This is a genomic window from Ktedonobacter sp. SOSP1-52, from assembly GCF_016587395.1.
This window is the reverse complement of sequence record NZ_BNJH01000002.1, coordinates 1,372,381-1,396,079: the sequence shown is the minus strand read 5'-3', so window position 1 is coordinate 1,396,079 and position 23,699 is coordinate 1,372,381. Positions and strand designations below refer to the sequence as shown.

The following is a 23,699-nucleotide window of genomic DNA, read 5'->3' as shown; positions in this document are numbered from 1 at the left end:
ATGTGGTGGCGAACGGGTTATACTGCGGTCAACAGGCGCAGATACCATGTGAATGTAACATAACTGGATATGGTTAGGCGAAGATGAAGGGATGGAGGCGCTATGGAAGAAGGTAACAAGAGATCGCGCAAAGAGAAACTGACGCCAGGACTGAGTGGCGAAAGCGAGCTGGCAAAATTTATCAAGATTATTACTCCCGACGATCCCCTGCTCAAAGAGCTGATGCTTGAAGAGACAACGCCCTTTGAGCATAACCCATTTTTTACAGGGCGTGCGAGTGCTCTCAAAGAGATGCATAGCCGTTTGCGCTCCAAAGATACGGATATGCTGGCCCTATGTGGCCCGGCAGGAGTGGGCAAGACGCAGCTCGCACAGGAATATGCCAATCGCTACGAAAACGAGTATAAGGGCATATTCTGGTTCAACGCTCGCAATCGCTCAACGTTCTTTGCCTCATGCAACATGATTGCCTTCGAGGCTGATATCACAAGCTATGAGGATAAGAACCAGTCTACGCTCATAAAAAACCTGCGCGCCTGGCTGGAGAAGCAGCACGATTGGCTGCTGATCGCCGATGATATCACAGATCTGGAGCTGTTGCGGGAGCTGTTGCCCGCCAAAAGCCAGGGGCACATTCTGCTTACGACGCGAGAGCCATTGCCTGAAGACGTAGCAAGCATATTGACAGTGGAGCCTCTCACCCCGGAGAATGGAGCCTTGCTGCTGCTACGTCGCACCTCTCGTATCGTCCTGGGGGATCCGCTGGGCAAGGCTTTGCCTGAGGATCGCGAGCTGGCGTTGCAGATCGCGCGTGACCTGGAGGGCTTTCCGCTGGCCCTAAACCTGGCTGGCGCTTATATCAAGGAGAGTAAGTACTCGCTAGCAGACTTTCAACAGATGTATCAGAAAGCGCTTCAGGCATCGGTGGCTGTGTCACAGGAATTAGCAGGATTTCCACTTTCCCTGTTTACTGTCTTCTCCTTGACCTTTTTTACTATTGAAGCGCTTCACCCGGCCGCGCAGGTCCTGCTGCGTTTCTGTGCCTTTCTCGCGCCCGATGATGTTCCCGAGCGGCTCTTTCTGGATGAGCATGCCTCTCTGGGGCCTGTGCTGGGACCTATGGCCAAAAATGAGCGTGAGTGGAAGAAGACCGTCGATCTGCTGGAGAATTACGGCCTACTCACCCGTGAGAGCAGGAACTCCTGGTTCTCGCTGCACCCCCTGGTCCAGCAGGCCGTGCGTATCCTGCTTCCTGAAAAGCAGGACGAGGAGAAGCCAGTGACGCGCCCTATCAGCGAGCGTTTGCGCTCCTCGCGCATCAAATATCCGCTGGTGACGAGGCGACAATGGGCGGATGCCGTGATTGTGCTCCTTAATACGTGCATGCCTAAAGGCTATAGCGTCGAACATTGGGATAAACATGACATTCTCCTGCCCCATATCGTACGCTGTCTCGACTGGATCAGGCAGGAGGAGTTCTACACCCATGACGCGGAGCAACTGACACGCCACGCGGGCATGTATCTCCTGGAGCGTGTGCGACCGGCCGAGGCGGAGCCACTGCTGGGAGCCACCGTTGATATCACCACAAGGCTCTATGATAAGAGTCACCCCAACGTGGCTTTAGATATCAGCCAGCTAGGTGACGCCTACGCCCTTATGGGGCAGGCAAGCGAGGCTGAGAAGTGCTATAAGCGCGCCCTGGCCCTGATTGCGCGCAAGTCGAAGCGCCTCTTCCCGACTATGGATCTTATTCTACGGAGCGCTGCCCTCTTCTACCTGCGGCAGAAGCAGAACGCGAAGGCGGATGATCTCTTCCGGCGTTTGTTCTCGCCAACAGGCTTGCGGAAGGGTGACCTTGATGATGAGGTGTTGGCAGTGAAGCTGAATCTGCTTGGGCATGGGATTCTGCATGAGGCACGCTACGAGGAGGCAGAGGTTCTCTTTAAGCATGCCCTGGAGCTATTTGAGCAACAGGGGAAGTCTGATCAGCTTCCAGCTGTGGGAGCGCTAGGGAATCTGGCGCTCACCTACAAGTACCAGGGACGCCTGGATGAGGCCGAGTCACTCTACCTCAAATCGCTTGAGATGATCACATCGCTTGTGCCGCCCGATGACTCAAACCTGCTGGCTGGGCGTTATAACCTGGCAAACCTGTACGCGGCTCAGGGGCGCTATGAGGAGGCCGAGCCACTGATGAAGCAGAGCTACGAGACCTCTAGCCGTCTCTATGGAGCTAACAGTGCCCAGCTTGATAAGATGCGCGGCAACCTTGGCATGGTCTACAACCTTCTCGGGCGCTACGAGGAGGCTGAGAAGCTCCTGAAGCAGACGCTGACCAACTATGAGAAGCGCCTGGGCGTGGACCACCCCGAGACAATCGAATTGATGGGGAAGTACATGGACGTCATCTCCCATCTCTCTCAGGAGGAGGCCCAAACCAGAGCCTCGCGCCCTCTCTCCTTCAAGCAAGGTGGCAAGCATTCCGGCAAGGCCCACCGCAAAAAGAAACACAGGTAATATTATTGGGGGAGTTGGGAGAGGGTGCTGAAGCGGGACTTGGCCTGGTCGAAATGGAGGGTGACCTCGCCGAGGGGGCCGTTGCGCTGCTTGGCGATGATGATGTCGGCCTTGCCACGGCGTGTGGTGTCGGGAGTATAGACCTCATCGCGGTAGATGAACATCACCACGTCGGCGTCGTTCTCGATGCCGCCGCTCTCGCGCAGGTCCGAGAGTATGGGTACTTTGGATTGGCGTGCCTCCAGGGCGCGTGAGAGCTGGGCCAGGGCCAGCACAGGCACACTCAGCTCGCGCGCCATGGCCTTGAGTTGGCGGCTAATGGCCGCGACCTCCTGCTGGCGATTCTCGAAGCCCTTCTTCTCGCCGGTGCTCACGAGTTGCAGGTAGTCCACGATAATCAGCTCGATGTTATACTTAGCGACCCAGCGCCGGGCGCGGCTACGCATCTGGGCCAGCGTGATGCCCGGAGTATCGTCTATGCGAATGCCATACTCGCCCAGGTCCGAGAGCCTGCCAATGCTGGCGACAAGCGGCTCCCAGTGCTGATCTTCAAAATCGCCTGTGCGCAACCTTTGTTGCTGAACGCCGGAGTCCAGGGCCACAAAGCGCTGAGCCAGTTGCTCCTGGTTCATCTCCAGGCTGAAGATGCCAACGCGTCTTTTATTGCGTATGGTCGCGTTATAGGCCAGATTGATGGCAAAGGCCGTTTTACCGATGCTTGTGCGTGCTGCGAGGATGCAGAGATCGGAGCGCTGAAAACCACCGAGCAGGCAATCAAGCTCATCATAGCCCGTAGGGATACCAGTGATATTGCCATTGTTCTCAAAGCGCTTTTCGAGAGTGTCCATATATTGGCGCATAAGTGTGCTAAAGCCAATATCTGTGGCCTGCATCAGCAGGTGCTCCTGGCTAATCGCAAAGATGTTGCGCTCGGCCTGCTCCAGTATCTCTTCTAACTCTGCCCCCTCATACGCCTGTGCCACGATCTCTCCTGAGGTCTGTATCAGCTTGCGTGCCGTGCTGGTTCGTCGCACAATTCGTGCGTAGTGCTTGACATTGGCGCTGGTAGGGAGCTGATCGAGGAGTGAGAGAATATACTCCTCTCCTCCAGCCTCTTCTAGCCTGCTGTGTGTTGTCAGGGCATCGCAGAGGGTGATGAAGTCAATTGCGCTCTGATTGTGTTTTAGTTTGAGTATCGCTTCGTATATCAGGCGATGCGACTCGCGATAGAAATCCTCCGTATTTACATAGTCACGTACCAGGTCCAGGGCCTCATTATCTAGCAAGATGCTACCGAGCAGGCAAATTTCGGCATCAATATTATTGGGGATCATACGTTCTTTCATGTTTTAACCTCCGGGTATATGTAAACGGAGCAGTGTCAGTGAGAGATGCAACCGCCTTGCAAGCGGAGCCGCATATTATATTTGGAACCTGTGTCTTCTAGGCTGCTGGAATATTGAAGATGTCTTTCAGCCGGCCAGATTGGTGCAGAAGGGCATTGGCCTCGTGCCACTCCTGGGGTGTGTAGATCCAGCGTTGACGGTTGAAAGAATCGACCAGGAGGAGGATGCCAGTGCTGTCTTGCTGTTGGTAGGGGAAAACCCGTAGCTTATAGCCCTGTTTGTCATCGTCAATCCGCTGATAGAGAGCGATGAGTGTCTCCCTTTTCATGCCTGGACGCTGGCTATCATGGGGAATGTTTAGCGTGACGGCAGGTGGCAGGCTGTCAGGCCGTGACGGAACGGCTGGTTGCTGACTGCTAGGGTTTACCTGAGAAGTTGTGCCAGAGCTACGCAGGTGCTCTTGCAGTTGGGCATAGGTGTAGGTGCTAAACTGCGCGATGAATCGCTCGGTCTCGGCTGGGATCGCCTTGTGTAGGGCCGCGCAGCGCTTGTAGAAGTAGCCCCCTGGATTACGGACAGAGCCGCGTTGCTGGGCCAGGAGAGTCTCTAAAAGTGCTCCCAGCCAGGCCTGAGGATTGCTGTGCTGCTTGTAGAGCTGGTGGTAGTAGCCCTGGCGCTGGGCGTCCTCTCCAAAGACATGACACAGGTAGCTTGCTACCTCCTTAACGTTAACGTTTATTATATTTATAATTTCTTTAAACGTAACGTTAACGTTAGAGAGATTACTTACCACCTCTGGAGACGAGTCGCCTTTTGCATGAGCTGAAGTCGCCCTGAAGTCGCCTATTTTCTCACAGGCGAGTCGCCATTTGCCTGGCGACCTGGTAGCAGGCGAGTCGCCTTTTGGTATGGGCGAGTCGCCTTTTTGAGTCGCTATCCCAAAAGGCGACTCGCCATTCTGTGTGGACGAGTCGCCTTTTGTCTGGCGTTTCTCAAAAGGCGACTCGCCCCTGGAAAGGGCGACTTCTGTCGCTGTGGAGGTGTCGCGTAGGCTCGTCCGGCTCGTGAGCTGTTCAAGCAGGCGGCGCGCGGCCGCTGCTCCGTAAAGGTTGATGGCTGTCTGCTCCACATCCGCCAGGTCGACCATTTGTCCATGTAGTGTAGAGGATGCTTTTTCCGGTTGTATAGCCTGCTCAAACTGCGGTGTGCAGGCTATGGTACAGGCATCACTGGCCTGGAGGAGGGCCAACCAGCGCTGCTTGACCTTAAGCGCGAAGGTCCCCACCTTGGGTCGGTAGCTTGCCAGAGCGTCCAGGGCGTCGGGATGGGCCAGGCGAGGCTCACCCAGGGCGAGGGAAAGCGCGATGCCATTAGCTTCGTCACGCCTGGTGAGTAGTCGCATCTTTTGCAGCAGCAGTACATAGCGATTGATCCGGTCATAGTCCACGCCCAGGAGCTGCGCCAGCTCGCGCTGGTTGCGCACGCGTACCACCGCGTATGCGCCTTCTTCCTCAGAGACTTCGGCAGACGGCGTCCCTGGCTCAAGATGTGCCAGGCGTAGAAAGTCCTCCAGGAAGCGAAGCCCATTATCGGCGGGGAAAAGTACTGAGAGCAGCCGTAATAGCGAGGGGTGAGCGCGTTCTAGAGGGATACCCCGAACTGCCGGGGAAGCGGGCCCATTGACAGGATGTACGACGATAACGCCAGTATCAGAACCTTCTATAAAGAGGAAATCTGCCATAACACCTACTTTCCACACTGCTATCCACACAAGTTGGCAGGGCAAGGTATGACATTGAAGCTAAGAAGGTATATCCTATAGTTTTTGTAGCTATATAAATTGTAGGGTCCAAGCTAGCTTAGGCTATCTCCATAATATATAACGCACAAAACACGATTTTTGTCACATCAATTTTTTAAGCTAAACGTTACCATGGCGAGAGTGCTACTGACGTACGCGCCTACGCTGGTGGAGGTGGCGAAGAAAGAGCGGGCATGGCGTAGAGGTAACGTTAAATAGGCATGAGTCGCGTAGGCGCGTACGTCAGTAGGCGCAGAAAATGCTAAACGCGGGTTGCATTTTTAGCATGCTGATGCGGCAACCTCTCAGACTTAGAATGTGCCTTGAGACATGTACTGCCCTTAGACGTGACGAAGGCTCCTGTTTCCCAGTAATGTGAAGCACAGCCCAATGATCAGAAGAACAAGTGCAAGCACAATAGGAACCGCGAGGATACCTAACCAGGAGAGGTTGAGGTAGGGACCCACCCAAAGCATGGCAACGATCATCAGGCTTCCTGTGATGAGAGATCCCCTGCCCCAGGTTATCAGGCGATGGGCATTCTTGCGCTGTTGGTCACTCATAGATGAATACCTCTGCACATGTTATCGAGAAATATGCTCCGCGTCTGTTTGGGACGGGCATTCGGTGTCCAGTGCTGAGCGATACCTGCGAACCAAGCCATCGCATTGCCTATCTCGCTCTCAACGAAGGATACCATAAGCAAGGGAGTTTAACAACGTTTCGAGAGAGGGCTTGAGGATTGACGCCTCAAACTTTGTAGTCCCTTCAGGAGAGCGGCCAAGGGGTCAGACTACTCCTTTCGCCCCTGCATAGGCGTGGGGTGCCAGCGACGGTTGCCGTTTACTTCACGCCCTTCACCTGGTAAATTACAGCGGTGCCGAGGGCGAAGTAGATGACGGTGACGGCGAAGAGTGTCGTATAGCCAAAGTGGTTGGGTGTGTTATGCAGGAGCTGGAGCAGGATGCCACCGATGGCGATGCCCACGACCTGCGGCAGGATGCCCATGGCGGACCAGATGCCGAGAAACTTGCCTGCCTCGTCGGTGGGTGGCAGGGCGTCGGCGACCAGCGCCCAGTCGACGCTGGAGTAGGCGCCATAGCCTATGCCGAAGAAGAGGGCCGCGATCAAGGAGATGCTGGTGGACTGGAAGAAGATGAAGAGGATGCAGACCAGCGTCATCATCGCGCCCGAGAGGTAGACCAGGCCCTTGCGTCCCCAGCGGTCGGAGGCCCAGCCCGCCAACAGGGAGGTCGGCAGCGAGGCGATAAGCAGGACGGGGAGGAACTGTCCGCCGATAAACTGCTCGCCCGAGACGTGCAGGACGTCATCGGCATAGTATTGCAGGAAGTAGAAGATGGTCCAGATGCCCATCTGCACCAGCAGGCGCGCCAGCAGGACCCAGGAGAGATCGGGATACTGCGAGGGCTTGAAGAAGAACTTGCGCATGAAGGGACCAAAGCGAAATTGCTGCCGCGCCTCCAGCGGGAGCGGCGTCTCCTTGACAGTCAAGATGGTGTAGGCCACCACGATGATCTGCACCACGGCAATCAGCAGGAAGATCCAGACGATCTCATTCTTATAGACATCCAGGGCGTCGTGCTTATTGATGATCAGGCCCGCGACGACAGAGCCGATGGCGGTCCCTAGCAGGAGGCAGAGGCCGTTGATGCCCGCCGTCAGGCCGCGCTGCTTGACCGGAACCTTGTCGGCGATGATGGCGCTCCAGGGCGAGTTGGCGAGGTTATTGCTGGCCTGGAGTAGGAGGAAGAGTACGGCGAAGGCGGGGAGCAGCAGGCCGGGACTCAGATAGGGCGCGAAGGCGAAGGCGACCAGGGCCAGGATATTGAAAATAGTGCCAATGAGCATAAAGGGGCGACGGCGTCCCATGCGGAAGGTCGCGTAGTCCGAGATGGCCCCTACCAGTGGGTTGACGACCACGGCGGCCAGCGTTCCCCACGCCACGACCAGCGTCAGATTGATGTCCTTCTGTGCTGGATCAAGCAGCTTGGCGACCATGCTGGGAATGATAACGGAGATAATGGCGTTCCAGTGGAACTGGTTCGCGAGCCAGAAGACGTTGATGTTGATTTGCTCCAGGAGCGAGACGGGACGCGGCTCGGTCGCCAACACTGGCGACGTGGCATCACTGCCAGGCTGTTCAGATATCTCCATATTTAAATATACCCTTCATGTGGCGGAATGAGTGTGTTTGTCGCCATTATACCCAGCCATATCGATACATTACAAGAGTCAATTTGCAGAAATTGTGAAGGTGCCGGGCGAATGCCTGCCCGGCACCTTCACAATTTCTGCAAAAAAGAAAGGCTTGTTGGGTCCTCATAAACGACCCAAACAAGCCTTCCCATGTCAAGACGTGGTTAACAAGTGTTTCTTGGTGTACTACCAGATTGTTTTTAGGAGGTTTCCTGGATTAGTAGTTTTCTTTTCAAGAGTTCTCTTTACATTGTAACCTCCGCTGCAAATTTGGCTGGAGTACATACTGATTGTGCTCACTAACAGCTCCAGGTGCCCGTGATGGTGATATGGGTGCCGGACGCGCCATTCACACCGGGCACGGTCAGGGCATTGAGCGTACCAGAATTGTTGTCGCTATTGACCGTGGCGCTGCCCTGGGCATCGCTGCCGTTGGTGGACCAGGTCTGCGAGCTATTATTAAAATTCAGCGTGACGTTTCCCGGCGATGAGGGGTCGGTATAAGTGCCTGGCCCATGATAGTGGGGATAGAGGAAGTTCAGATGATAGGTCTCGCCGTTAAGCGTGCCAGTTGCTAGCATGCCCACGGCACTCCCGTTGGGCATCATACCACAGGTCAGGTAGCTGGTAATTGTCAGCGTACCGTGGACCGCGCCGCTGACGGTAAAGATATTGGCAGTGACCTGCGGGGTCGTCGATGTGGGGGTTGGCGTCGCTTTAAACGAACCCTGGCAATGCCAGTTCCCCGTGATAGAGATCTTTTTGCCGCTTTTGCCTTTGTCACCGGGAATATCCACGGCTGCCAGCGTTCCAGAGAGGCCGTCATTATTGATGACAATGTTCCCGTGACCAGTACTTCCATCCGTGATCCAGGTTTGCGTGCCTGGATCATTCTCGAAGTCCAAAAGGGGTTTGGGTTGGCTGGATGTTGCAGTCGGGTAGGTGTAGGTGCCGGGCCTGGAGGCGTTGATTACCTCGAGCAAGAGGCTATACGGTTGGTTATTGAGGGTGCCCACGACTCGCAAATAGTAACCAGTGCCATCCATATGTGAGGCATACTCGCAGGAAGTATATTGGACATTGGCTAAGGTGCCGTTGAGCGCGCCTGTGATGATAAAGGTGTTTGGTCCTACCTGTGAGCTGACGCCAGTATTATGCTGAGTTGTTGTCGACGAGGCGGGTTTGTTGGTCTGCTGTGGGTGCTGGTTCTGGCGCGCGAAGGCGAAGGCCCCGACGCTTCCAGCGGCTACGACGATGGCGGCAACGATGATCACAATCACTTTGGTCGCTGCGCTAGCCCCTCCTTTAATGGCGGTATGAACCACGGTATGCTGCGCGGCGGTTTGCCCGGCCTGGGCGTGGGCCGCTCCCGTATGCTGAGCCTGCGTGTTGGGAGCTGTGCCCTTGTGAGATGCACTCTGCGCCTGTTGAGAGGCTGTAGATGTGCCCTGTGAGGCGTGCGTGTTGGCCGAGAACTTCGCGGCGGCGTTAGTGACGGGCTGAGGCGTACCCGGCGTGCCGGGGCGCTGGTCACCTGGGGAGCCTGCGGTGTGCCAGGTGCGTCAGGCACCTGAGTACTGCCCTGCCCGCTCGCCCCTATGCCGATGGGTGGGATGGCTCCTTCTAGCGGCGGCTCTTCATGCCTCTCTGCGCTCTTGACCTGTGCCTTGCTCGCTAGACCCTCTGGCAAGATGAGCGTCTGCTCGCCTTCCGCTGGCTCATGCCGCTCGGTTGCCGTGATGTTCTGCTCGTCCTGACCGCTTCGGCCACAACGACCACAGAAGCGCGCGTCCTCGGGATTTTCCGCCCCACAATATATACACCTGGACATAAGTGCTCCTTCTGAATATACAAATGGTGCTTGACAACTTCTTATTTATCGCTCACGCGCGCATATAAGTCGCTGGCATATATTTCGTTAGGGGGATATGAGACCGGGATGCTCCACTGCCAGAGGCTCGCGCCACTATTGGGATTGGCACTCGTCACTTTATATTTGCTGGCTCCAGTACTCAGGTTGAAGTTGCTTGTCTGGTCGGTACTTGGATCGGTGCCTAAGATGTAAAGGGCTGGAGTTGTACTGGACGCTGATGCATATGAGATGATATTGATGGCGTAGAGTTGCTTGTTCCATACCTGCTTCCCCTGTGGATCGAAGGCATAGACGGCGCCGTTGTCCAGGACGGCGTACGTATTGGTGTCGCTCCCCGCCCCTGGCTGGATGACAGTCACCTTCGCGGTACTGTTTCCGGTGGTATTGATGCCGCTACCCGGCGCGGTCGCGTTGCTTGTCCAGAGCGAATGGCCGTCCTGCAAGCTATAGGCCACAACCTGGGGTGTGTTGTCGCTGGCGGATTGGGCTGCGATATAGGCCGTTGGTTGCCCCTGGTTGGTGGTCGAGAAAACAGCAAGCGTCTGGTTATCCGCGTGAAATTGGTTGGACCAGGCCACGCTGCCCGCGCCATCATCGGTCTTGATGGCTGCCAGACCGCTCTGGCTGGTAAAGGGGCTATCATCACCGCCATTGTAGAGCAGGTAGACCAGGTGTTTGCTGACATCAATCGTATCAGTTACCGCGTATACCCCGTCGGACCAGATCTTCTTCCCACTCTGTGGATTTAAACCTTCGATATGTCCCTCTACACCAGGGGCAATGGTGATATCGACCAATATATTGTCAACAAGCTTGAGATCGCTCGTTTGCTCTGTAGACGTTTCCGTCTTTTGTTGCCATACAAGCTTACCTGTCGTGGCATCATAGGCATTGACGCTGTACGTATATGTGAAGTAAACTAGCGAATCCGTCGCTTCAATAAAGGCACGTCCTCCGCCTAGAGTGTTGGCGGGATCGGTCTTCCAGGTGGCCTTGCCTGTCGTGGCATCGACCCGGTAGAGGGTACCCAGGGACGCCACATAGATGCTGTTCCCGTGGACAAGGAAGGCGGTTATCCCATCAAAGGGAGTGCTCCACTTCTGCTGCTTTGTACTGTTATCGAGCGCGGTAAGCGCGGGTTGTCCCGACGTATTCTCGCTGGAGATGTAGAGCGTTTGTTGGTCCTCACTTAATGCAACTTGCGCCCTCCCCAGGGGTGTCTTCCAGCCCGGATGGCCGGTATCGGCATGGATCTGGTAGATGCCCTGTGGCGTTGTATAGTAGAGGTAGCCGTTATCACGGTCTACGATTCTGGTGGATTTTGGCGTTACCTGAGTCTTTGCGGGCGCTGATGAGGCCGTGCTTGAGCCTCCGCAGGCGACAAGCGAAATACTGACGAAGAAGGCAAAGAGCGCCAGGAATACATGTTGCTTCCGATGCATGGGCTGCATTCTCACTCCAATCATGGTAGAAGATCTTTAAGTACGCATGTGCTGGTAGAATACCGTATGCAATCTAAGTGTAAATAAAAGAATGCACCGTTTCGCAGTGCATTTTGTGGATTGCCTATTTATGGTTGTTTATAGGTTCTATCCGTCTTGCCTGGTGGGGGTCTCTTCTGCTTGTCGCTTGATAAGCGAGGCATAGGCTGAGCGGGCCTCCTCGGTGAGCGGGTGGGCGTCGCCGAAGACCTCTTCGCGTATGCTCAGGACGCGTCGGTATAAGGTCTCCGCCTCCTGATATCGCTGCTGGCATGCGTAGAGATTCGCCAGTCCCAGGCAGGTTTCTGCCAGGTCTGGATGCTTGTCCGCTAGCTTCAGCTCGCGAATCTGGAGTGCACGCCGGTAAAATTCTTCAGCCTGCGCGTATTTCTCTTGCATAACATAGATATCCGCCAGGCCACTTATGGGGTGCGCGGTGAGTGGATGCTCTGCACCAAGCGTACGTTCACGAATAGCCAGTGTGCGCAGGAAGAGTTGTTCCGCCTCAGTATAGTGCTTTTGCAAACGGTGGGTCTCCGCGAGGTTATTAAGAACCATGGCAACTTCGGGATGGTCCGGGCCGTGAGCCTGTTCTCGGATGCGAAGCGCGCGTCGCAGTGATGTCGCTGTTTCGGCATAGCGCCCCTGTATTCCTTGCAATGCACCCAGGTTAATAAGTGAGTAAGCAACCTGGAGATGGTCTGCACCAAAAGCCTCTTCTGTGATATGAAGCGAACGACGAAAGAGGGGTTCTGCCTCGCGATACTTTCCCTGTTCCGCGAAGAGAATGGCGAGGTTGTTCAAGGAATGTCTCAGATCGGGATGATACATGCCTTGGGTTTGTTCAAGCAGGCGTATGGACTCGCGATAGCACGGCTCTGCTTCCGCGTATCTGCCCTGCTCGCGATACACTTCTCCGAGATTGTTCAGCAGGAGCGCTTTCTGTAAGTTGATGGATGCAGGCTGCTTTTCCTGGATGCGCAAGGCGCGTAGGAGGAGGGGTTCCGCTTGTTGGTAGTTCCCCATCCGCCCATATAGTCGCCCCAGCCCGTGTAGCGTGCGCGCTACCAGGGGGTGATCGGGCGCGAGCGCCTCTTCCCGTATCTGCAAGCAACGCAAATATAGTGTCTCCGCCTCCTGAAACTTCGCCTGATTGCGGTAGAGGTTGGCCAGGCCATTGAGCGCGAGCGTCACATCGATGTGCGACGATTCTGGCGAGCCTTCCCAGATACGCCGGGCCTGTTGGAGCAGTGGTTCTGCCTCGCTATAACGATCATGCTCGATGAAATATTCCGCGATGCTGGTGTAGAGAGATGCTACTGGCTGAAAGCGCTCTGCGTCTTCCTCCAGGGAGAAGCAGTGCTGCATCTGCTGGGCGGCGGTAAGGGCGTGCGGAAGCAAACGTTCACATTGCTCCCAGGTGGAGAAATCGACTGCTGGAAAGATGTGCTGGATGATCCTGACGGCGCGTTCCGCCCAGAGCTTCTGCTCCTCCTCACCTATATGCGCCTTGAGTACCTCTTGCACGAGGCGATGGATGCTGAGCGTCTTCTTCTGGCTATTGCGACGGATGAGAGAGTAGGCAAGCAGGTCCCTCAGGGCCGCTTGAAATTGGAGCGGTTGCTCGATAGCTGTTGCCAGGGAAGGCTCAAGCCAGCGTTTCCCCTCCAGAAAGAGGACTTCTGGTATGTCATCGGGCGCGAGAAAGGCGCACAGGGTAAGGATCTCAATGGCGGCAGAATTTTTATTACGTTGCACTTGCTCAAAGGCGAGGCGAAACGTCGTAGTGACGGAGTGAGGATGCTGGGCATGGGCGTCGCGTTCGTCGAGGAGCTGTATGGGATAGGCCTGAAAGAGGTGGAGGAAATTCTCCAGGCTGCATTGGGTAGCTTCGATATATGCGCCCGCCTGGTCAAGTGCCAGGGGCAGACCATCCACCAGATCAACAATAGTCGCGGCAAGCTCCACGTCGCGAGCTGTGGCCTGGGTCATGGGGGCGTTCGTGGGTAGTATGTGTGTACGATGCAGGAGGAAAGCGATGCCTTCATCACGAGGCAGGCGCGAAAGCTCAAGGGTCTGGGCAAGATGCCCAAGGGTATGCAGACGCGTGCTAAACAGGAATGATCACTGCCGCGTCGTGGGGAGGAAAGGTTTGAGGACGCCAATATCTTCGACGTTATCAAAGATGAGGAGCCAATCCTTATGGCTGTTGAGCCATTGGAGCACGCTGGCAATGATTTTGTGCTGGTCCTGTTCGTGTCGTTCAGGCAAGCGCAGGGTCTGCGCGATGGAGAGAAAACTTGACGTAAGCGTCTCGCTGCTCTCGGCGGCCAGCCAGAAGGTGGCTGCATAGTGCTGATGATAGCGGTAGGCGTATTCAAGCGCGACCTGCGTCTTGCCGATGCCGCCCAGCCCGCTTAAAGTATAGGATTGCGTGAGGGCCAGCGCCTGTCCGGAGGCGAAAGAGGTATGAAGCTGTTCCAGCAGCGCCTCGCGCCCGGTGAAATAATAATTGCGTTGATAGGGAACACACCAGTAGGGCGAGACCGCCGTTAAGCTTGCCTCCAGGAGAAGGCGTGTCTGCTGGTCGTCGAGGCGGAGCTGGGTGGCAAGCTCCGCTACCATACCCTTGGTGTCGGGAAGGCGCTCGCCGCGCTCCCAGGCGCTAATCGTATTGCGATGCACGCCCAGCTTCTCGGCTAGAACCTGCTGCGCGATTTTCTTCTTTTTGCGCAGTGTCTGCAATACCTCTCCAAAGGGGGCAGATCGTATATCATCCATGAAAAATCCCTTTCAAGGCCTGCGAATAACGTTGTGATAATATATAGGCGGGGAGCATGCTAGCACGCTCCCCGCCTATATATTATCACAATTGCATTTATTCCCAGTTTTCGATGCCGACGTGGATGCCCTGGTTCTCCAGCCAGCGCTCGACGTCGATGGCGGCGCGGCAGCCATCAGCGGCGGCGGTCACGGCCTGGCGATAGCGGTGGTCGGTGACGTCACCAGCGGCGAAGATGCCAGGGATATTGGTCATGGTGTACTCGACCGGGTCGATATAGCCCTGGGCGTCCATCTGGACCAGGCCCTTGAAGATCTCGGTGTTGGGCTTGTGCCCGATGGCAATGAAGAGGCCATGCGCGCCGAGCGTGCTCTCCTCGCCAGTCCTGACGTTGCGCAGGCGTACTCCGGTCACCTCTTCCTCGCCCAGGACGTCGGCGACCTCGCTCTCCAGGACGATGCTGATCTTCGGATTATTGCGCGCGCGATCCTGCATGATCTTGCTGGCGCGGAAAGAGTCACGGCGATGGACCAGGGTCACATGGTTGGCGTAGCGCGTCAGGAAGGTAGCCTCCTCCATCGCGGTATCGCCGCCACCCACGACCACGACATCCTTGCCACGGAAGAAGAATCCATCACAGGTTGCACAGGCCGAGACGCCGCGCCCCTGTAAGCGCTGCTCATTGGGCAGGCCCAGCCACTGCGCACTGGCGCCCGTAGCGATGATGATCGTATGTCCCTGGTACTCGGCGCTATCGGTCGTGACCGTGAAGGGCTTAGCGCTGGTATCGATCTTGATGGCGTCCTCAGGTACCAATTCGGCCCCGAAGCGCTGCGCCTGCTTCTCGAACTTCTCCATCATCTCTGGCCCCATGACGCCATCCTCGAAGCCGGGGTAGTTCTCGACCTCGCTCGTCTGCATCAACTGACCGCCGGTCTGATAGCCCTGAAGCACCAGGACGGACATATTGGAGCGAGCCGCGTAGATCGCCGCCGTATAGCCCGAGGGCCTGAGCCGATAATGATTGTGCCGTAAACCTTCGCCATGTCTCTCAATCCTCACTTTTATTTTGGAAGCTAAGTCTGCTTTGCGTATTGCCAGTGAATTTGCTTTCGCCTATGAAAACAGCGAGCGTACCCAATTTATGCCCGAGTTTTTCCTATAGGCTTGCCTTGCTGATCCTCACCACAAAAAATAATGTCCACTGATTATAACACGCGCTTATTCCCTCTCATAGGGATGAGTTATACATAAACGCCACACCGCGTCCCAGAATGGGACGCGGTGTGGCGTTTATGTATAAAACTTATTTCGCTACCCAGACGAGGATGTGGACACCATTGGTGTGTTTTTTGGGATCAACTTCAAAGGACTGAGTAGAGGCGATATATCTCCCATCAGGGGACCAGGCTCCGTCATAACCATGTCCCGTAAATGTGTAGAGAACAGCGCCGTTTGAGGCATTCAGAAGCTGTATGGTGAAGTGCGTACTTTGCAATTCAACTTCAATCCTGCTTCCATCGGGTGACCAGTTGATCGCGAAAATGTTTTTCTCCGAGATCAATTGCTTGATGGTTTGCCCGCTGTGGGCATCGACGATGTGGATGGCCTTGCCCAGCCCTGTGGAGGGATCGGCGTCCGCAATAGCCATTTGCTTGCCATCGGGCGACCAGCTGAGCGCGCTAATGGCGGGATATTCTCTGAGCTTCTCCCAGGTGTTGGTGTCCCAGATGATGGCCGTGGTTGTGACGCCATCCTTTGAGTATGGATAGGCCAGCGTTGCTAACGAACCTCCATCGGGCGACCACGAGATGTCGGTAATATTGTCTGGGAAGCTGTCCAGAGTCTTGAGGAGAGTGCCATCGGCTGCCTTCCAGACAAAGAGTTCGTTGCGCGAATCCTCCGCGTGATAGCTCGCGGCAATGTACCTGTTATCAGGCGACCAGATAGCTTTGCCAAAGTTAAACCCACCTGAGAGTGAGACCTGGCTGCTAAAGAAGGTGCCATGCGTCGTTGCGCTGCTCATAACATGTGAGGCTGTGCTAGCTGTCCCGCTGGGAACAGGTAAGATTCTGATCTGTTGTGTAGTCTGAGCGTTAAAGATGTAGATCTTTGAGCTACCCGAAACCATCAAGTATTTGCCATCAGGGACCAGGCGACATTGCTTACATTTGTTTCACCAGGGGAGATGGCATAGGTGAGTTTATGAGCACCGGTTTTTGCATCCCAGCTTGCGAGCGTTATATTACTATTATTATTAAGTATGCTTGCCAGGCGCTGCCCATTGGGCGACCACTGCGGGGTAGAGGCATTATCGTAGTCTCCAGATTGGTACACAATCTTTCCAGGCGGCTCGCTCTGGACGGTCTTTTGCTGGGCTGGCGTCTGGGTGTGGGCCGCTGTATTACTGGAGGCGTTTCTCTTCTGCTGGGCAGCGTTCAGGACGAGGAGCAGGCTGCCAACCACGGCTACCAGGACGAGGCAGGCGGCCAGAAGCGTGAAGGCCCTGGGCAGCGTTTTCGGCTTCCGCCCGGCTGGCGCATTCCCGGCGTTTATTCCTCTTCGCTGGCGTTGCTGGGGAAGGGATACGACGTTCGTATCCTCGGGCGTTGTCGCGTTGAGATTGCTGTGCAGTTTGCTCAGGACGCGCTGCAAGGATTGCTGGTCTTCATGCTCGCGCATGAGGGCCGGCAGGGACCTGGTGAGCCGCTGCTCTCTCCGCGTGGGACCACCCTCGTGTAAAAGCTGTTCTATTTGTTCGTCTACCTGTCCCGGTAGGAAGAAACCTTCGTGTTCTGCCATCATTGTTTGCTCTCCCTAGATCTTCTCACTACAGACACGGCGCAGTGCGTTGAGCGCCCGCGAGAGTAGGACACGTACCGCTCCGTCGCTTTTGCCTACCTGTTTGGCGATATCGGCGCTACGCATCTCATGTACAAAACGCAGGGTCAGGATCTGCTGCTGTAAGGGCGGTAGAGTGCCTATGGCCGCGCGTAGTTGCGTGTATTCCTCGCCACGTAGGGCCGTTTGCTCAGGTGCGTGCGCTTCGTCAGCGAAGAGACCGTCGAAGGCATCCTCCAGGGGGACCTGTGCCGCGCGGGAGGACCTGCGGTAGGCATCCACCATCTTGTTGCGCGTCACGCGCCAGATCCAGCGGCGTTGTTCAACTTCAGACCAATCGTGAACCAGCTCATTCTCCAGCACGGCCGTAAAGATATCGAGCAGCATATCCTCGGCGTCTTCCCGCGTGTTCATACGTTGTTTCAGAAAGGTGAAGACGGCCGGGGCATAGCGCTCAAATAATTCCGTCGTGCTTGACGATCTGGGATGTAGTTTTTGACTCGATCTCAATAACATTCTTTTAAATTCCATTTTTTTGAATGTACGTACATATCATCCAGGGGCCTCACCCACACAGTCGTAGCACACAAGCAAATGTTACATCTCTCTAACCTGTTTGGTATTCCTGCGTATAAAACATGAAATAACGGAGTATGGCACGACGCTGCTAAAGCACGCGTCTTCATATAATAGTACGGTGCCTTTCGTACTATTATATGAAGACGCGTGCTTTAGCAGCGTCGTCGTACCGAAAGGGCGTGCTATCTATTCCTCCAAATTGAGAGCAGACGCAGGGTGTCCTGTACGAGTTGCTCCAGGGGGGCGAGCGCGACACATTCCTCGAAGGAGTGCTCGTTGACGACACCGGTGGAGACGGTAAAGGCGCGAATGCCCGAGGCACGGAAGCCGCTGGCGTCGCTGCCAATGAAGGTTGGACGTAGCTCAAGCTGTACTCCACGCTCACGCAGAGCTTCGCCATAGACCTGGAGCAGCGGCTCGCCGGGATCGACGCGATAGCCACGCGAGTGTGTATTGAACTTGACGTGTGCCGAGCCGCCTGCTTGCTGTGCCGTGTGTGTGAAGGCCTCCTTAAGCTCCTGCCTATAGTGGTGAATGGCCGCCTCTGGCTCAAAACTGCGTAGTTCGCCCTCAAGCGTCAGCGTGGCGGGAACGGCGTTACGCGCGCTACCAGCCGTAATGCGCCCGATATTGATGCGCGTCTGATCCTCATTGAGCGCGCCCAGGGTGAGCGGCGTCTCGCGGAAGATGCTCAGGACGTTGACGGTCTGGGCCAGATCCTTGCCAGGATGGCCGGTCTTCCCCTCGATGGTGACGTCAAAGGCCTCGTAGGCCGCGCCCTGCGAGACGACCACGCCCGCCTCAAAGGCATTGTCAAAGACCAATCCCTCTTCAATATGCCAGGCACTGGCATCGAAGCGCGAGGCCCCACACAGGCCGGTCTCCTCCATGACGGTAAAGAGCAGGACCAGCGGTGGGTGGGGCAGGCCTTGCTCCAGCGTGCGCCGCAGTACCTCCAGGATGATCGTCAACCCGGCGCAGTCGTCGGCGCCCAGGTTGGTCGTGCCATCGCTGTAGAGCACGCCCTCGCGCAGGACCGGCTCATGCCCCAGACCCGGCGGCACGCGGTCCATATGTGCGTTAAGCAGGAGGGGGCGCCCCTCGCCCGGCAGGAAGGCGATCAAGTTCCCCTGGGCGTCAACGGTGCTCTCCAGTCCCAGCTTGGCAAGCGTTCCGGCAAGATACTCGCGCACCTGCTCCTCATGCCCCGAAGTACTCGGGAGGCGAATTAACTCCCGCAGCGTCTGATACAATTGCTCCGCGTACATCTCTCTCTCCTTCTGGTGATGGCCATCCAAAATCCATAGGCGCGCGATAAATCGGGCGCCTATGTAAAAACGAGCCTCTTTCACCCCTTCATTGTAGCAGGAAAGTGCTGTGGAACGTTGTTTCCTGGTGCCGCTTCAGCTATAATTGAGGCTAACGAATGCGCTTCATTTCTAGCTCTTTGGTTTAACATTTCCACTCATACGCACAATTTGCCCCGGAGGGCACACACGTCCCACACCACTAGAGGGGGAGCATGCCCGCATGTCTCGTAGTTATTCGGAGGTTATGGGCGCGCCCAACGAGCTTTACCATTGGATTCCTGGTGAACTGGTCGTTGTGGTGCGTTTATCGCGCCTGCCTGCTGATGAGGCCCTGGAGTCCTTGTTAGAGCAGGCCCGCACTCGACTCAACACATTTCTGTCTCCATATCAACTGGCGCTGGAGCCGTATGGTACGGCGGGAAGGTGGAAGGGGAGTCCGACGATGCCGCCAGTGCGTCGTCGCTCATTTATTTTTGGTCTGCACCGCAAGCAGCCACTACTCGCGATCTTCTTTCACGCCCGCCATATGGACCCGGGTGTGGCGGATGCTACGCCTATGGTCCTCTCTTACCTGCAAGCCCGCCTGGATCTCCTGGCACAGCAAGGCTTGCAGATCGTTTCGGCTATGCCCAACTGGCTGGTGACAGCGGCCCCGTTCTACTTTAGCGAAGGGGGACCGGCGCTGCCGCCGCGCCCCGCGCCCCAGCTAGAGGCCCCCGCGCCCAGCAATGCCCTGATAGGTTGGCGCATGCGCCTCATGGAGCCTGACATTCCGCTGGATACCAGGTCTGCCGAAGATGTCCTGGTGGCTATTCTGGATAGCGCGCCCCATCCCGACCGCATTATGAGCGCTGCGACCCGGCCCGAGTTTCGTCGCAACTGGCTGCTGCAAAAGCTGGCGTCCGACCTGCGCAACGAAGATGGTGCGTTCTCAGTGGAGTATGACCGCTATCCGCTGACGAATGAGGTTCGCACGGGCCGCGATTACTACAATGATGCGCGCTACTATAACATGGCCGACCATGGCCTGGCAGTGGCGGGCCTGGTCCGCGATGTCGCGCCCCGCGCCCGTATACGCCTGATCCGCGTCCTCAACGACTTTGGCGGTGGTGATCTCTATCCGCTCTTCGCGGCCCTCTGCGACCTGGGGCGCGAGATGGTTGCGGGCTCGATCCGGCGCCTGGTCATTAACCTGAGCCTGACGATTATGCCCGATGTGCGCCGCTTGCCCTACGTCTGGCTGGACCAGCGCCAGTGGCCCACCACGCAGCTCTACGGTGTCACGCGATTGCTGGAACATGTTGAGGCCGGGCTACGCCTGCTCTTTGAGAGCCTGCACGCCCATGGCGCGCTCATCATCGCCGCCGCCGGAAATGACTCGGTGGCATCCCAACAACAGAGTGCAGCTCCGCGCCCGCCGCGCGCACCCGCGCGTTACGACTCGGTCCTGAGCGTCTCATCCGTCAACAGCCAGGGGCAAGCATCGATGTTTGCCAATGCTGCTAATATCGCCCCCGCGGATACAGGGGTCGCGACCTTTGGCGGCGATGGCTATGGGGTGGCGGATGGCAATACCTTCCCTGATGCCGTACGGGGTCTGTATATTGCCTCAACCTTTCCCAATGGGGATCATAATGATATTGGCTGGGCCGACTGGTGTGGAACCTCGTTCTCCACAGCAATCGCCAGCGGGCTTGGCGCGCACCTGATGGCCCAGGGCTGGTCGGCGGCCAATTCTATGATTCGCCTGGCCGCACGTGGCGATGGACGAGGGGAGCCGCTCTTCGGGGCCGAGCCAGAAATTCCGTCCCTATTAGGGAATATGATCCGGGTGCAGCAGCGTTTTGGTTTATAGAGAATAGTGTTGTAGCAACATTGAGCCACGCGGCTCAATGTTGCTACAACACTACCTCAAAGGCTTGTACAGTTATCTTGACGCTTCATTTTGTGTAGGATATAATACGCACAAACGAAGCCAGAAAAACACATTTTAGTCTATTAATAGGGATTGCCTGGGGCTGTATGGCCCCTATGAGAGGTGAAATACATGATTGAGCAGAACCAGCAAACAGCGACAGAGACTCAGGTCATCACCATGACCCCGACCGCAGCTGTGAAGGTTAGCGAACTGTTGCAGCAGGAGAATGATCCTAGCCTCGGTCTGCGCATCTTCGTCGCTGGCGGCGGTTGTTCTGGTCTCCAGTATGGCATGACCCTCGACGAGGAGCAGGAAGGTGACACCGTGATTAACATGAGTGGCATCAAAGTCTTCGTCGACGAGATGAGCATTAGTTATATCAATGGTAGCGAAGTAGACTATGTTGATAGCCTGATGGGTGCTGGCTTCACCGTCAATAACCCCAATGCCGTCTCTTCCTGTGGCTGTGGCCATTCCTTCAAAACCGCCGATGGCGGCGGCGAGGCCCGCAGCTGCGGTTGCGGTCACTAGACCTTCAAAAGCAGAAAAACAGAGAGGGAGAGCCGTTCGTACGAACGGCTCTCCCTCTCTGTTTTTCTGCTTATTCGTCGAGTTGTTCGCCAGGCTGTTCCAGCATGCGGTGGATGATGCCGGGCATATCGGTGGCGAATTTGGAGTTGGCGACAACGCGCTGAGCACCGGCTTGCAGGGCCTTGGCGCGTGCATCGAGGTCCATATGTGAGCCAAAGGCGAGCACGGGATAGCCGCGCTCGCGGGCCGCTCGGATGGCTGCCTCCCAGTCAACGCCTCGGATGGAGATATTGACGATGGCGAGGTTGGCTCGCTCCTCGCCGCTGGCATCCAGGCGTTCCTCAAAGGCTGCCAGGGTGCGCGCAATGCTGGCCTCCATCTCGTGGTGGCGTAGCGTGTCTTGAATTTTGACCGAGAAGAAGAGATCCTTCTCAAGTGCTAGAACGCGTATGGTCACGGCTCGCCCCTTGTCTAATCTTCCGAGCGCTCGTAGACCGGGCGGCGGAAGCGATCTCCCAGCTCCTGGTTGATGACGTCGATATTGGTGTAGAGGTCGGGCGTGAGTACGTGATGCGTCCCCGTGCAGTAGGACTTGTCACACTTCTTGAAGTGACTGGTCTCCATCACCAGGTTGTTGGCCTCCACGGTGACCCAGATATGCTTGCGCGAGTAGCCATCGCCCCACTTGAGGATCAGGCCGTCCTTATACTCATCGAAGCGCCCCTGCCCATAGAGGAAATCGCGATTAAACATGCCGAGCACCTGGCGCACCTTGCTGACCGCGACTACGCGCGCCACCTCGGGCCGCATCGCCGTCGTAGCCTCCTCGGCCAGGTCCTGCTCAGGGATATGGAGCTGGCGACGTGTATGTTGCTCCTCGCGGATCATGCGTGTAATCATCTCCCCCTCCTGGTCGGAGAGGCCATGTCCCTGCCCGAGAATGGGGTCCTTCTGCGGCTGCTGCTCATCGTCATAATACTGATCGGGCATATCGGGCATAATTTATCTCCTTGTCTCTTCTTTGCGCTATCATGACATCAAGCCATAGTCCTACTGTACCACGGATCGAATTGCTTGACCAGAGAGAAGTTATAAGTGGTGAAGTGAGGATGATGGTCGGCTGGCTATGCCAGCCGACCATCATCCTCACTTCACCACTTTACCCCTTGAGCGCCGTAGGCGCGAGAAGTATTTGCCTCTCAAGAAAGGGTTGAACGCATGTTCTATATGTATTATGTTGTATTGACAAATGTTCTACTGGCCAGTTATACTTTCTTTAAATAAACTCAGTTTTGAATCTCATATCTATTGCTGTAGACCTGTTGTAGTGCGAACCGATGTTCTAGCCTATGAGTAGAGCCAGGGTGAGAACACTTGCGGAACGGCGGTCTGGCCAATGCGTGCAGACAGGAGTGTCGCGGTGGGGCTGGGGGTTGGGGGGAGTAAAACAACTGTAGCTATAATTGACCGGCAGGGGCGTGTACGACTGCGGAGCGAGACTAAAACGCTGCGCGGGCGACCTCCCATGGCCACGCTTGAACCCTATGTCCGCGCTATCGAGGGCCTGCTGGCGCAAGCTCGCTCAGAAGGCTGGAGTGTCGAGGGCATTGGGGTCAGCCTTCCCGGTACGCTTGACTACACAAGACAGCGACCGCTTCTCATTCCCTCAATCCCCGCCCTCAATGCCTTTCCCCTCTACGAACTACTCCAACAACGCTATAAGCTGCCTGTCTGCCTGCTTGAAGATATGGAGGCTGCGCTCCTGGGCGAGCAGCGCTTTGGCTCGGGTCAGGGGGCACAGCGCCTGCTTTATTTACATGTGAATGCTATTGTCGGGGCGGCCTTTATCGTGGATGGCAAGATAGCCGGACATGAATATGAGCAGCGCCTGCGCCAATATATGGGGCATATCTGCCATATCTCTGTCTCCGCGAGCGGCCCGCGCTGTAGTTGTGGGAAGCGTGGCTGCATCAACACCATGATCTCGCTGGACGCCATGCAGAAAATGGTCCAGCGGGCCGTGCGCCGCGGCGATGAAAGCAACCTCATCACGCGCCTGGTGAATCGCGAAACCCTCACGCCGCGTCTGCTGGCCGAGGAGGCTGAGAACGGTGATAGCGTCGCCCTCCAGATCTACAGCGAGATGGGACGCTGGCTCAGCAATGCCATTACCCGTTATGTTGAACTCTTTGAGCCTCATATGTTTATCCTGGGCGGCGACATCCTCTGTAGCAGCGCCTTCCTTCTCTCCAGCGCCAAAAGCGCCGCCAACGCCGATACTAAGGCCCGTGTACGCAGCCTGGTCAAGGTCGTTCCTGGCCTCCTCGGACGCGAGGCCGCTCTCCTCGGCTCTGTCGTTCCTCTGTTTTAAGAAATTTCCCAAACTTCTCGCCACCGCACCACATCCCCTTACCCTTGTAGTAGCCGCGTACGCCAGTAGCGGATCTGTTGGCCTTGCAAGGGCGAATGCGATACAATTTATTTAGTGGAAAAGAGTGCG

The 23,699-nt window shown here is 56.3% G+C and carries 19 protein-coding genes and 1 pseudogene; 4 read left to right on the top strand and 16 right to left on the bottom strand.

All coding sequences use genetic code 11. From position 1 onward, the window contains the following. Nucleotides 1-102 precede the first annotated feature (102 nt). Nucleotides 103-2,520: a tetratricopeptide repeat protein gene (locus tag JMJ16_RS21480; protein WP_201384858.1), complete on the top strand. Its 2,418-nt coding sequence runs from the start codon at nt 103-105 to the stop codon at nt 2,518-2,520. 2 nt (nt 2,521-2,522) lie between these two features. Here the strand turns inward: JMJ16_RS21480 and dnaB are convergent, their stop codons facing one another. The 14 genes and pseudogenes from dnaB to JMJ16_RS21410 form a co-directional block, all read right to left on the bottom strand. Beyond that, nucleotides 2,523-3,866, bottom strand: coding sequence for a replicative DNA helicase (gene dnaB, locus JMJ16_RS21475; RefSeq protein WP_201384856.1), 1,344 nt, complete (start codon nt 3,864-3,866; stop codon nt 2,523-2,525). 97 nt (nt 3,867-3,963) lie between these two features. Then, nucleotides 3,964-5,607, bottom strand: coding sequence for a hypothetical protein (locus JMJ16_RS21470; protein ID WP_201384854.1), 1,644 nt, complete (start codon nt 5,605-5,607; stop codon nt 3,964-3,966). A gap of 401 nt (nt 5,608-6,008) precedes the next feature. Beyond that, nucleotides 6,009-6,230, bottom strand: a complete 222-nt coding sequence (locus JMJ16_RS21465; protein ID WP_201384852.1) for a hypothetical protein — start codon at nt 6,228-6,230, stop codon at nt 6,009-6,011. A 280-nt stretch (nt 6,231-6,510) separates the two neighbouring features. After that, on the bottom strand, nt 6,511-7,842 hold the full coding sequence (locus JMJ16_RS21460; RefSeq protein ID WP_201384850.1) for an MFS transporter: 1,332 nt from the start codon (nt 7,840-7,842) through the stop codon (nt 6,511-6,513). A gap of 341 nt (nt 7,843-8,183) precedes the next feature. Beyond that, nucleotides 8,184-9,209: a hypothetical protein gene (locus JMJ16_RS21455; RefSeq protein ID WP_201384849.1), complete on the bottom strand. Its 1,026-nt coding sequence runs from the start codon at nt 9,207-9,209 to the stop codon at nt 8,184-8,186. Further along, nucleotides 9,161-9,715 (bottom strand): zinc ribbon domain-containing protein, encoded by a 555-nt coding sequence (locus JMJ16_RS21450; RefSeq protein ID WP_201384847.1) that lies wholly within the window; start codon nt 9,713-9,715, stop codon nt 9,161-9,163. Before JMJ16_RS21450 ends, JMJ16_RS21455 begins: the two co-directional genes overlap by 49 nt. Before the next feature lie 41 nt (nt 9,716-9,756). Then, the gene (locus tag JMJ16_RS21445; RefSeq protein ID WP_201384845.1) at nt 9,757-11,199 is read right to left on the bottom strand and encodes a PQQ-binding-like beta-propeller repeat protein; all 1,443 of its coding nucleotides are present in this window, start codon (nt 11,197-11,199) and stop codon (nt 9,757-9,759) included. Nucleotides 11,200-11,346: 147 nt separating this feature from the next. After that, a complete protein-coding gene (locus JMJ16_RS21440) occupies nt 11,347-13,230 on the bottom strand; it encodes a tetratricopeptide repeat protein (RefSeq protein ID WP_201384843.1) in 1,884 nt (627 codons plus the stop codon). 132 nt (nt 13,231-13,362) lie between these two features. After that, a complete protein-coding gene (locus JMJ16_RS21435; RefSeq protein ID WP_201384841.1) occupies nt 13,363-14,019 on the bottom strand; it encodes a helix-turn-helix domain-containing protein in 657 nt (218 codons plus the stop codon). A 97-nt stretch (nt 14,020-14,116) separates the two neighbouring features. Continuing rightward, nucleotides 14,117-15,066 (bottom strand): annotated as a pseudogene (gene trxB, locus JMJ16_RS21430) (thioredoxin-disulfide reductase). A 260-nt stretch (nt 15,067-15,326) separates the two neighbouring features. Continuing rightward, nucleotides 15,327-16,151 (bottom strand): WD40 repeat domain-containing protein, encoded by an 825-nt coding sequence (locus tag JMJ16_RS21425; RefSeq protein WP_201384839.1) that lies wholly within the window; start codon nt 16,149-16,151, stop codon nt 15,327-15,329. Then, nucleotides 16,151-16,825: a hypothetical protein gene (locus JMJ16_RS21420; protein ID WP_201384837.1), complete on the bottom strand. Its 675-nt coding sequence runs from the start codon at nt 16,823-16,825 to the stop codon at nt 16,151-16,153. The genes JMJ16_RS21425 and JMJ16_RS21420 overlap by 1 nt, the downstream gene beginning before the upstream one ends. A 12-nt stretch (nt 16,826-16,837) precedes the next feature. Next, a complete protein-coding gene (locus JMJ16_RS21415) occupies nt 16,838-17,377 on the bottom strand; it encodes an RNA polymerase sigma factor (RefSeq protein ID WP_201384835.1) in 540 nt (179 codons plus the stop codon). Between the two features lie 245 nt (nt 17,378-17,622). Further along, nucleotides 17,623-18,708 (bottom strand): M20/M25/M40 family metallo-hydrolase, encoded by a 1,086-nt coding sequence (locus JMJ16_RS21410; RefSeq protein WP_201384833.1) that lies wholly within the window; start codon nt 18,706-18,708, stop codon nt 17,623-17,625. Between the two features lie 262 nt (nt 18,709-18,970). On the opposite strand from JMJ16_RS21410, the gene JMJ16_RS21405 reads away from it, so the two are divergent. Beyond that, nucleotides 18,971-20,605: a S8/S53 family peptidase gene (locus JMJ16_RS21405; RefSeq protein WP_201384831.1), complete on the top strand. Its 1,635-nt coding sequence runs from the start codon at nt 18,971-18,973 to the stop codon at nt 20,603-20,605. 192 nt (nt 20,606-20,797) lie between these two features. Then, nucleotides 20,798-21,199, top strand: a complete 402-nt coding sequence (erpA, locus tag JMJ16_RS21400; RefSeq protein WP_201383965.1) for an iron-sulfur cluster insertion protein ErpA — start codon at nt 20,798-20,800, stop codon at nt 21,197-21,199. A gap of 70 nt (nt 21,200-21,269) precedes the next feature. Here erpA and JMJ16_RS21395 read toward each other — a convergent pair whose 3' ends face one another. After that, nucleotides 21,270-21,656, bottom strand: coding sequence for a hypothetical protein (locus tag JMJ16_RS21395; protein WP_201383967.1), 387 nt, complete (start codon nt 21,654-21,656; stop codon nt 21,270-21,272). 14 nt (nt 21,657-21,670) lie between these two features. Continuing rightward, the gene (locus JMJ16_RS21390; protein ID WP_201384829.1) at nt 21,671-22,198 is read right to left on the bottom strand and encodes a hypothetical protein; all 528 of its coding nucleotides are present in this window, start codon (nt 22,196-22,198) and stop codon (nt 21,671-21,673) included. Between the two features lie 397 nt (nt 22,199-22,595). Between JMJ16_RS21390 and JMJ16_RS21385 the strand changes: the two genes are divergently transcribed. Continuing rightward, entirely contained in the window at nt 22,596-23,570 is a 975-nt protein-coding gene (locus JMJ16_RS21385) for an ROK family protein (RefSeq protein ID WP_201384827.1), read from the top strand. Nucleotides 23,571-23,699: the final 129 nt, after the last annotated feature.

Coding starts and splice junctions, on each gene's coding strand:
- JMJ16_RS21480 (WP_201384858.1), top strand. CDS start 103: ATGGAAGAAGGTAACAAGAGATCGCGCAAAGAGAAACTGACGCCAGGA.
- dnaB (WP_201384856.1), bottom strand. CDS start 3,866: ATGAAAGAACGTATGATCCCCAATAATATTGATGCCGAAATTTGCCTG.
- JMJ16_RS21470 (WP_201384854.1), bottom strand. CDS start 5,607: ATGGCAGATTTCCTCTTTATAGAAGGTTCTGATACTGGCGTTATCGTC.
- JMJ16_RS21465 (WP_201384852.1), bottom strand. CDS start 6,230: ATGAGTGACCAACAGCGCAAGAATGCCCATCGCCTGATAACCTGGGGC.
- JMJ16_RS21460 (WP_201384850.1), bottom strand. CDS start 7,842: ATGGAGATATCTGAACAGCCTGGCAGTGATGCCACGTCGCCAGTGTTG.
- JMJ16_RS21450 (WP_201384847.1), bottom strand. CDS start 9,715: ATGTCCAGGTGTATATATTGTGGGGCGGAAAATCCCGAGGACGCGCGC.
- JMJ16_RS21445 (WP_201384845.1), bottom strand. CDS start 11,199: ATGCATCGGAAGCAACATGTATTCCTGGCGCTCTTTGCCTTCTTCGTC.
- JMJ16_RS21440 (WP_201384843.1), bottom strand. CDS start 13,230: ATGACCCAGGCCACAGCTCGCGACGTGGAGCTTGCCGCGACTATTGTT.
- JMJ16_RS21435 (WP_201384841.1), bottom strand. CDS start 14,019: ATGGATGATATACGATCTGCCCCCTTTGGAGAGGTATTGCAGACACTG.
- JMJ16_RS21425 (WP_201384839.1), bottom strand. CDS start 16,151: ATGGTTTCGGGTAGCTCAAAGATCTACATCTTTAACGCTCAGACTACA.
- JMJ16_RS21420 (WP_201384837.1), bottom strand. CDS start 16,825: ATGATGGCAGAACACGAAGGTTTCTTCCTACCGGGACAGGTAGACGAA.
- JMJ16_RS21415 (WP_201384835.1), bottom strand. CDS start 17,377: ATGTTATTGAGATCGAGTCAAAAACTACATCCCAGATCGTCAAGCACG.
- JMJ16_RS21410 (WP_201384833.1), bottom strand. CDS start 18,708: ATGTACGCGGAGCAATTGTATCAGACGCTGCGGGAGTTAATTCGCCTC.
- JMJ16_RS21405 (WP_201384831.1), top strand. CDS start 18,971: ATGTCTCGTAGTTATTCGGAGGTTATGGGCGCGCCCAACGAGCTTTAC.
- erpA (WP_201383965.1), top strand. CDS start 20,798: ATGATTGAGCAGAACCAGCAAACAGCGACAGAGACTCAGGTCATCACC.
- JMJ16_RS21390 (WP_201384829.1), bottom strand. CDS start 22,198: ATGCCCGATATGCCCGATCAGTATTATGACGATGAGCAGCAGCCGCAG.
- JMJ16_RS21385 (WP_201384827.1), top strand. CDS start 22,596: ATGCGTGCAGACAGGAGTGTCGCGGTGGGGCTGGGGGTTGGGGGGAGT.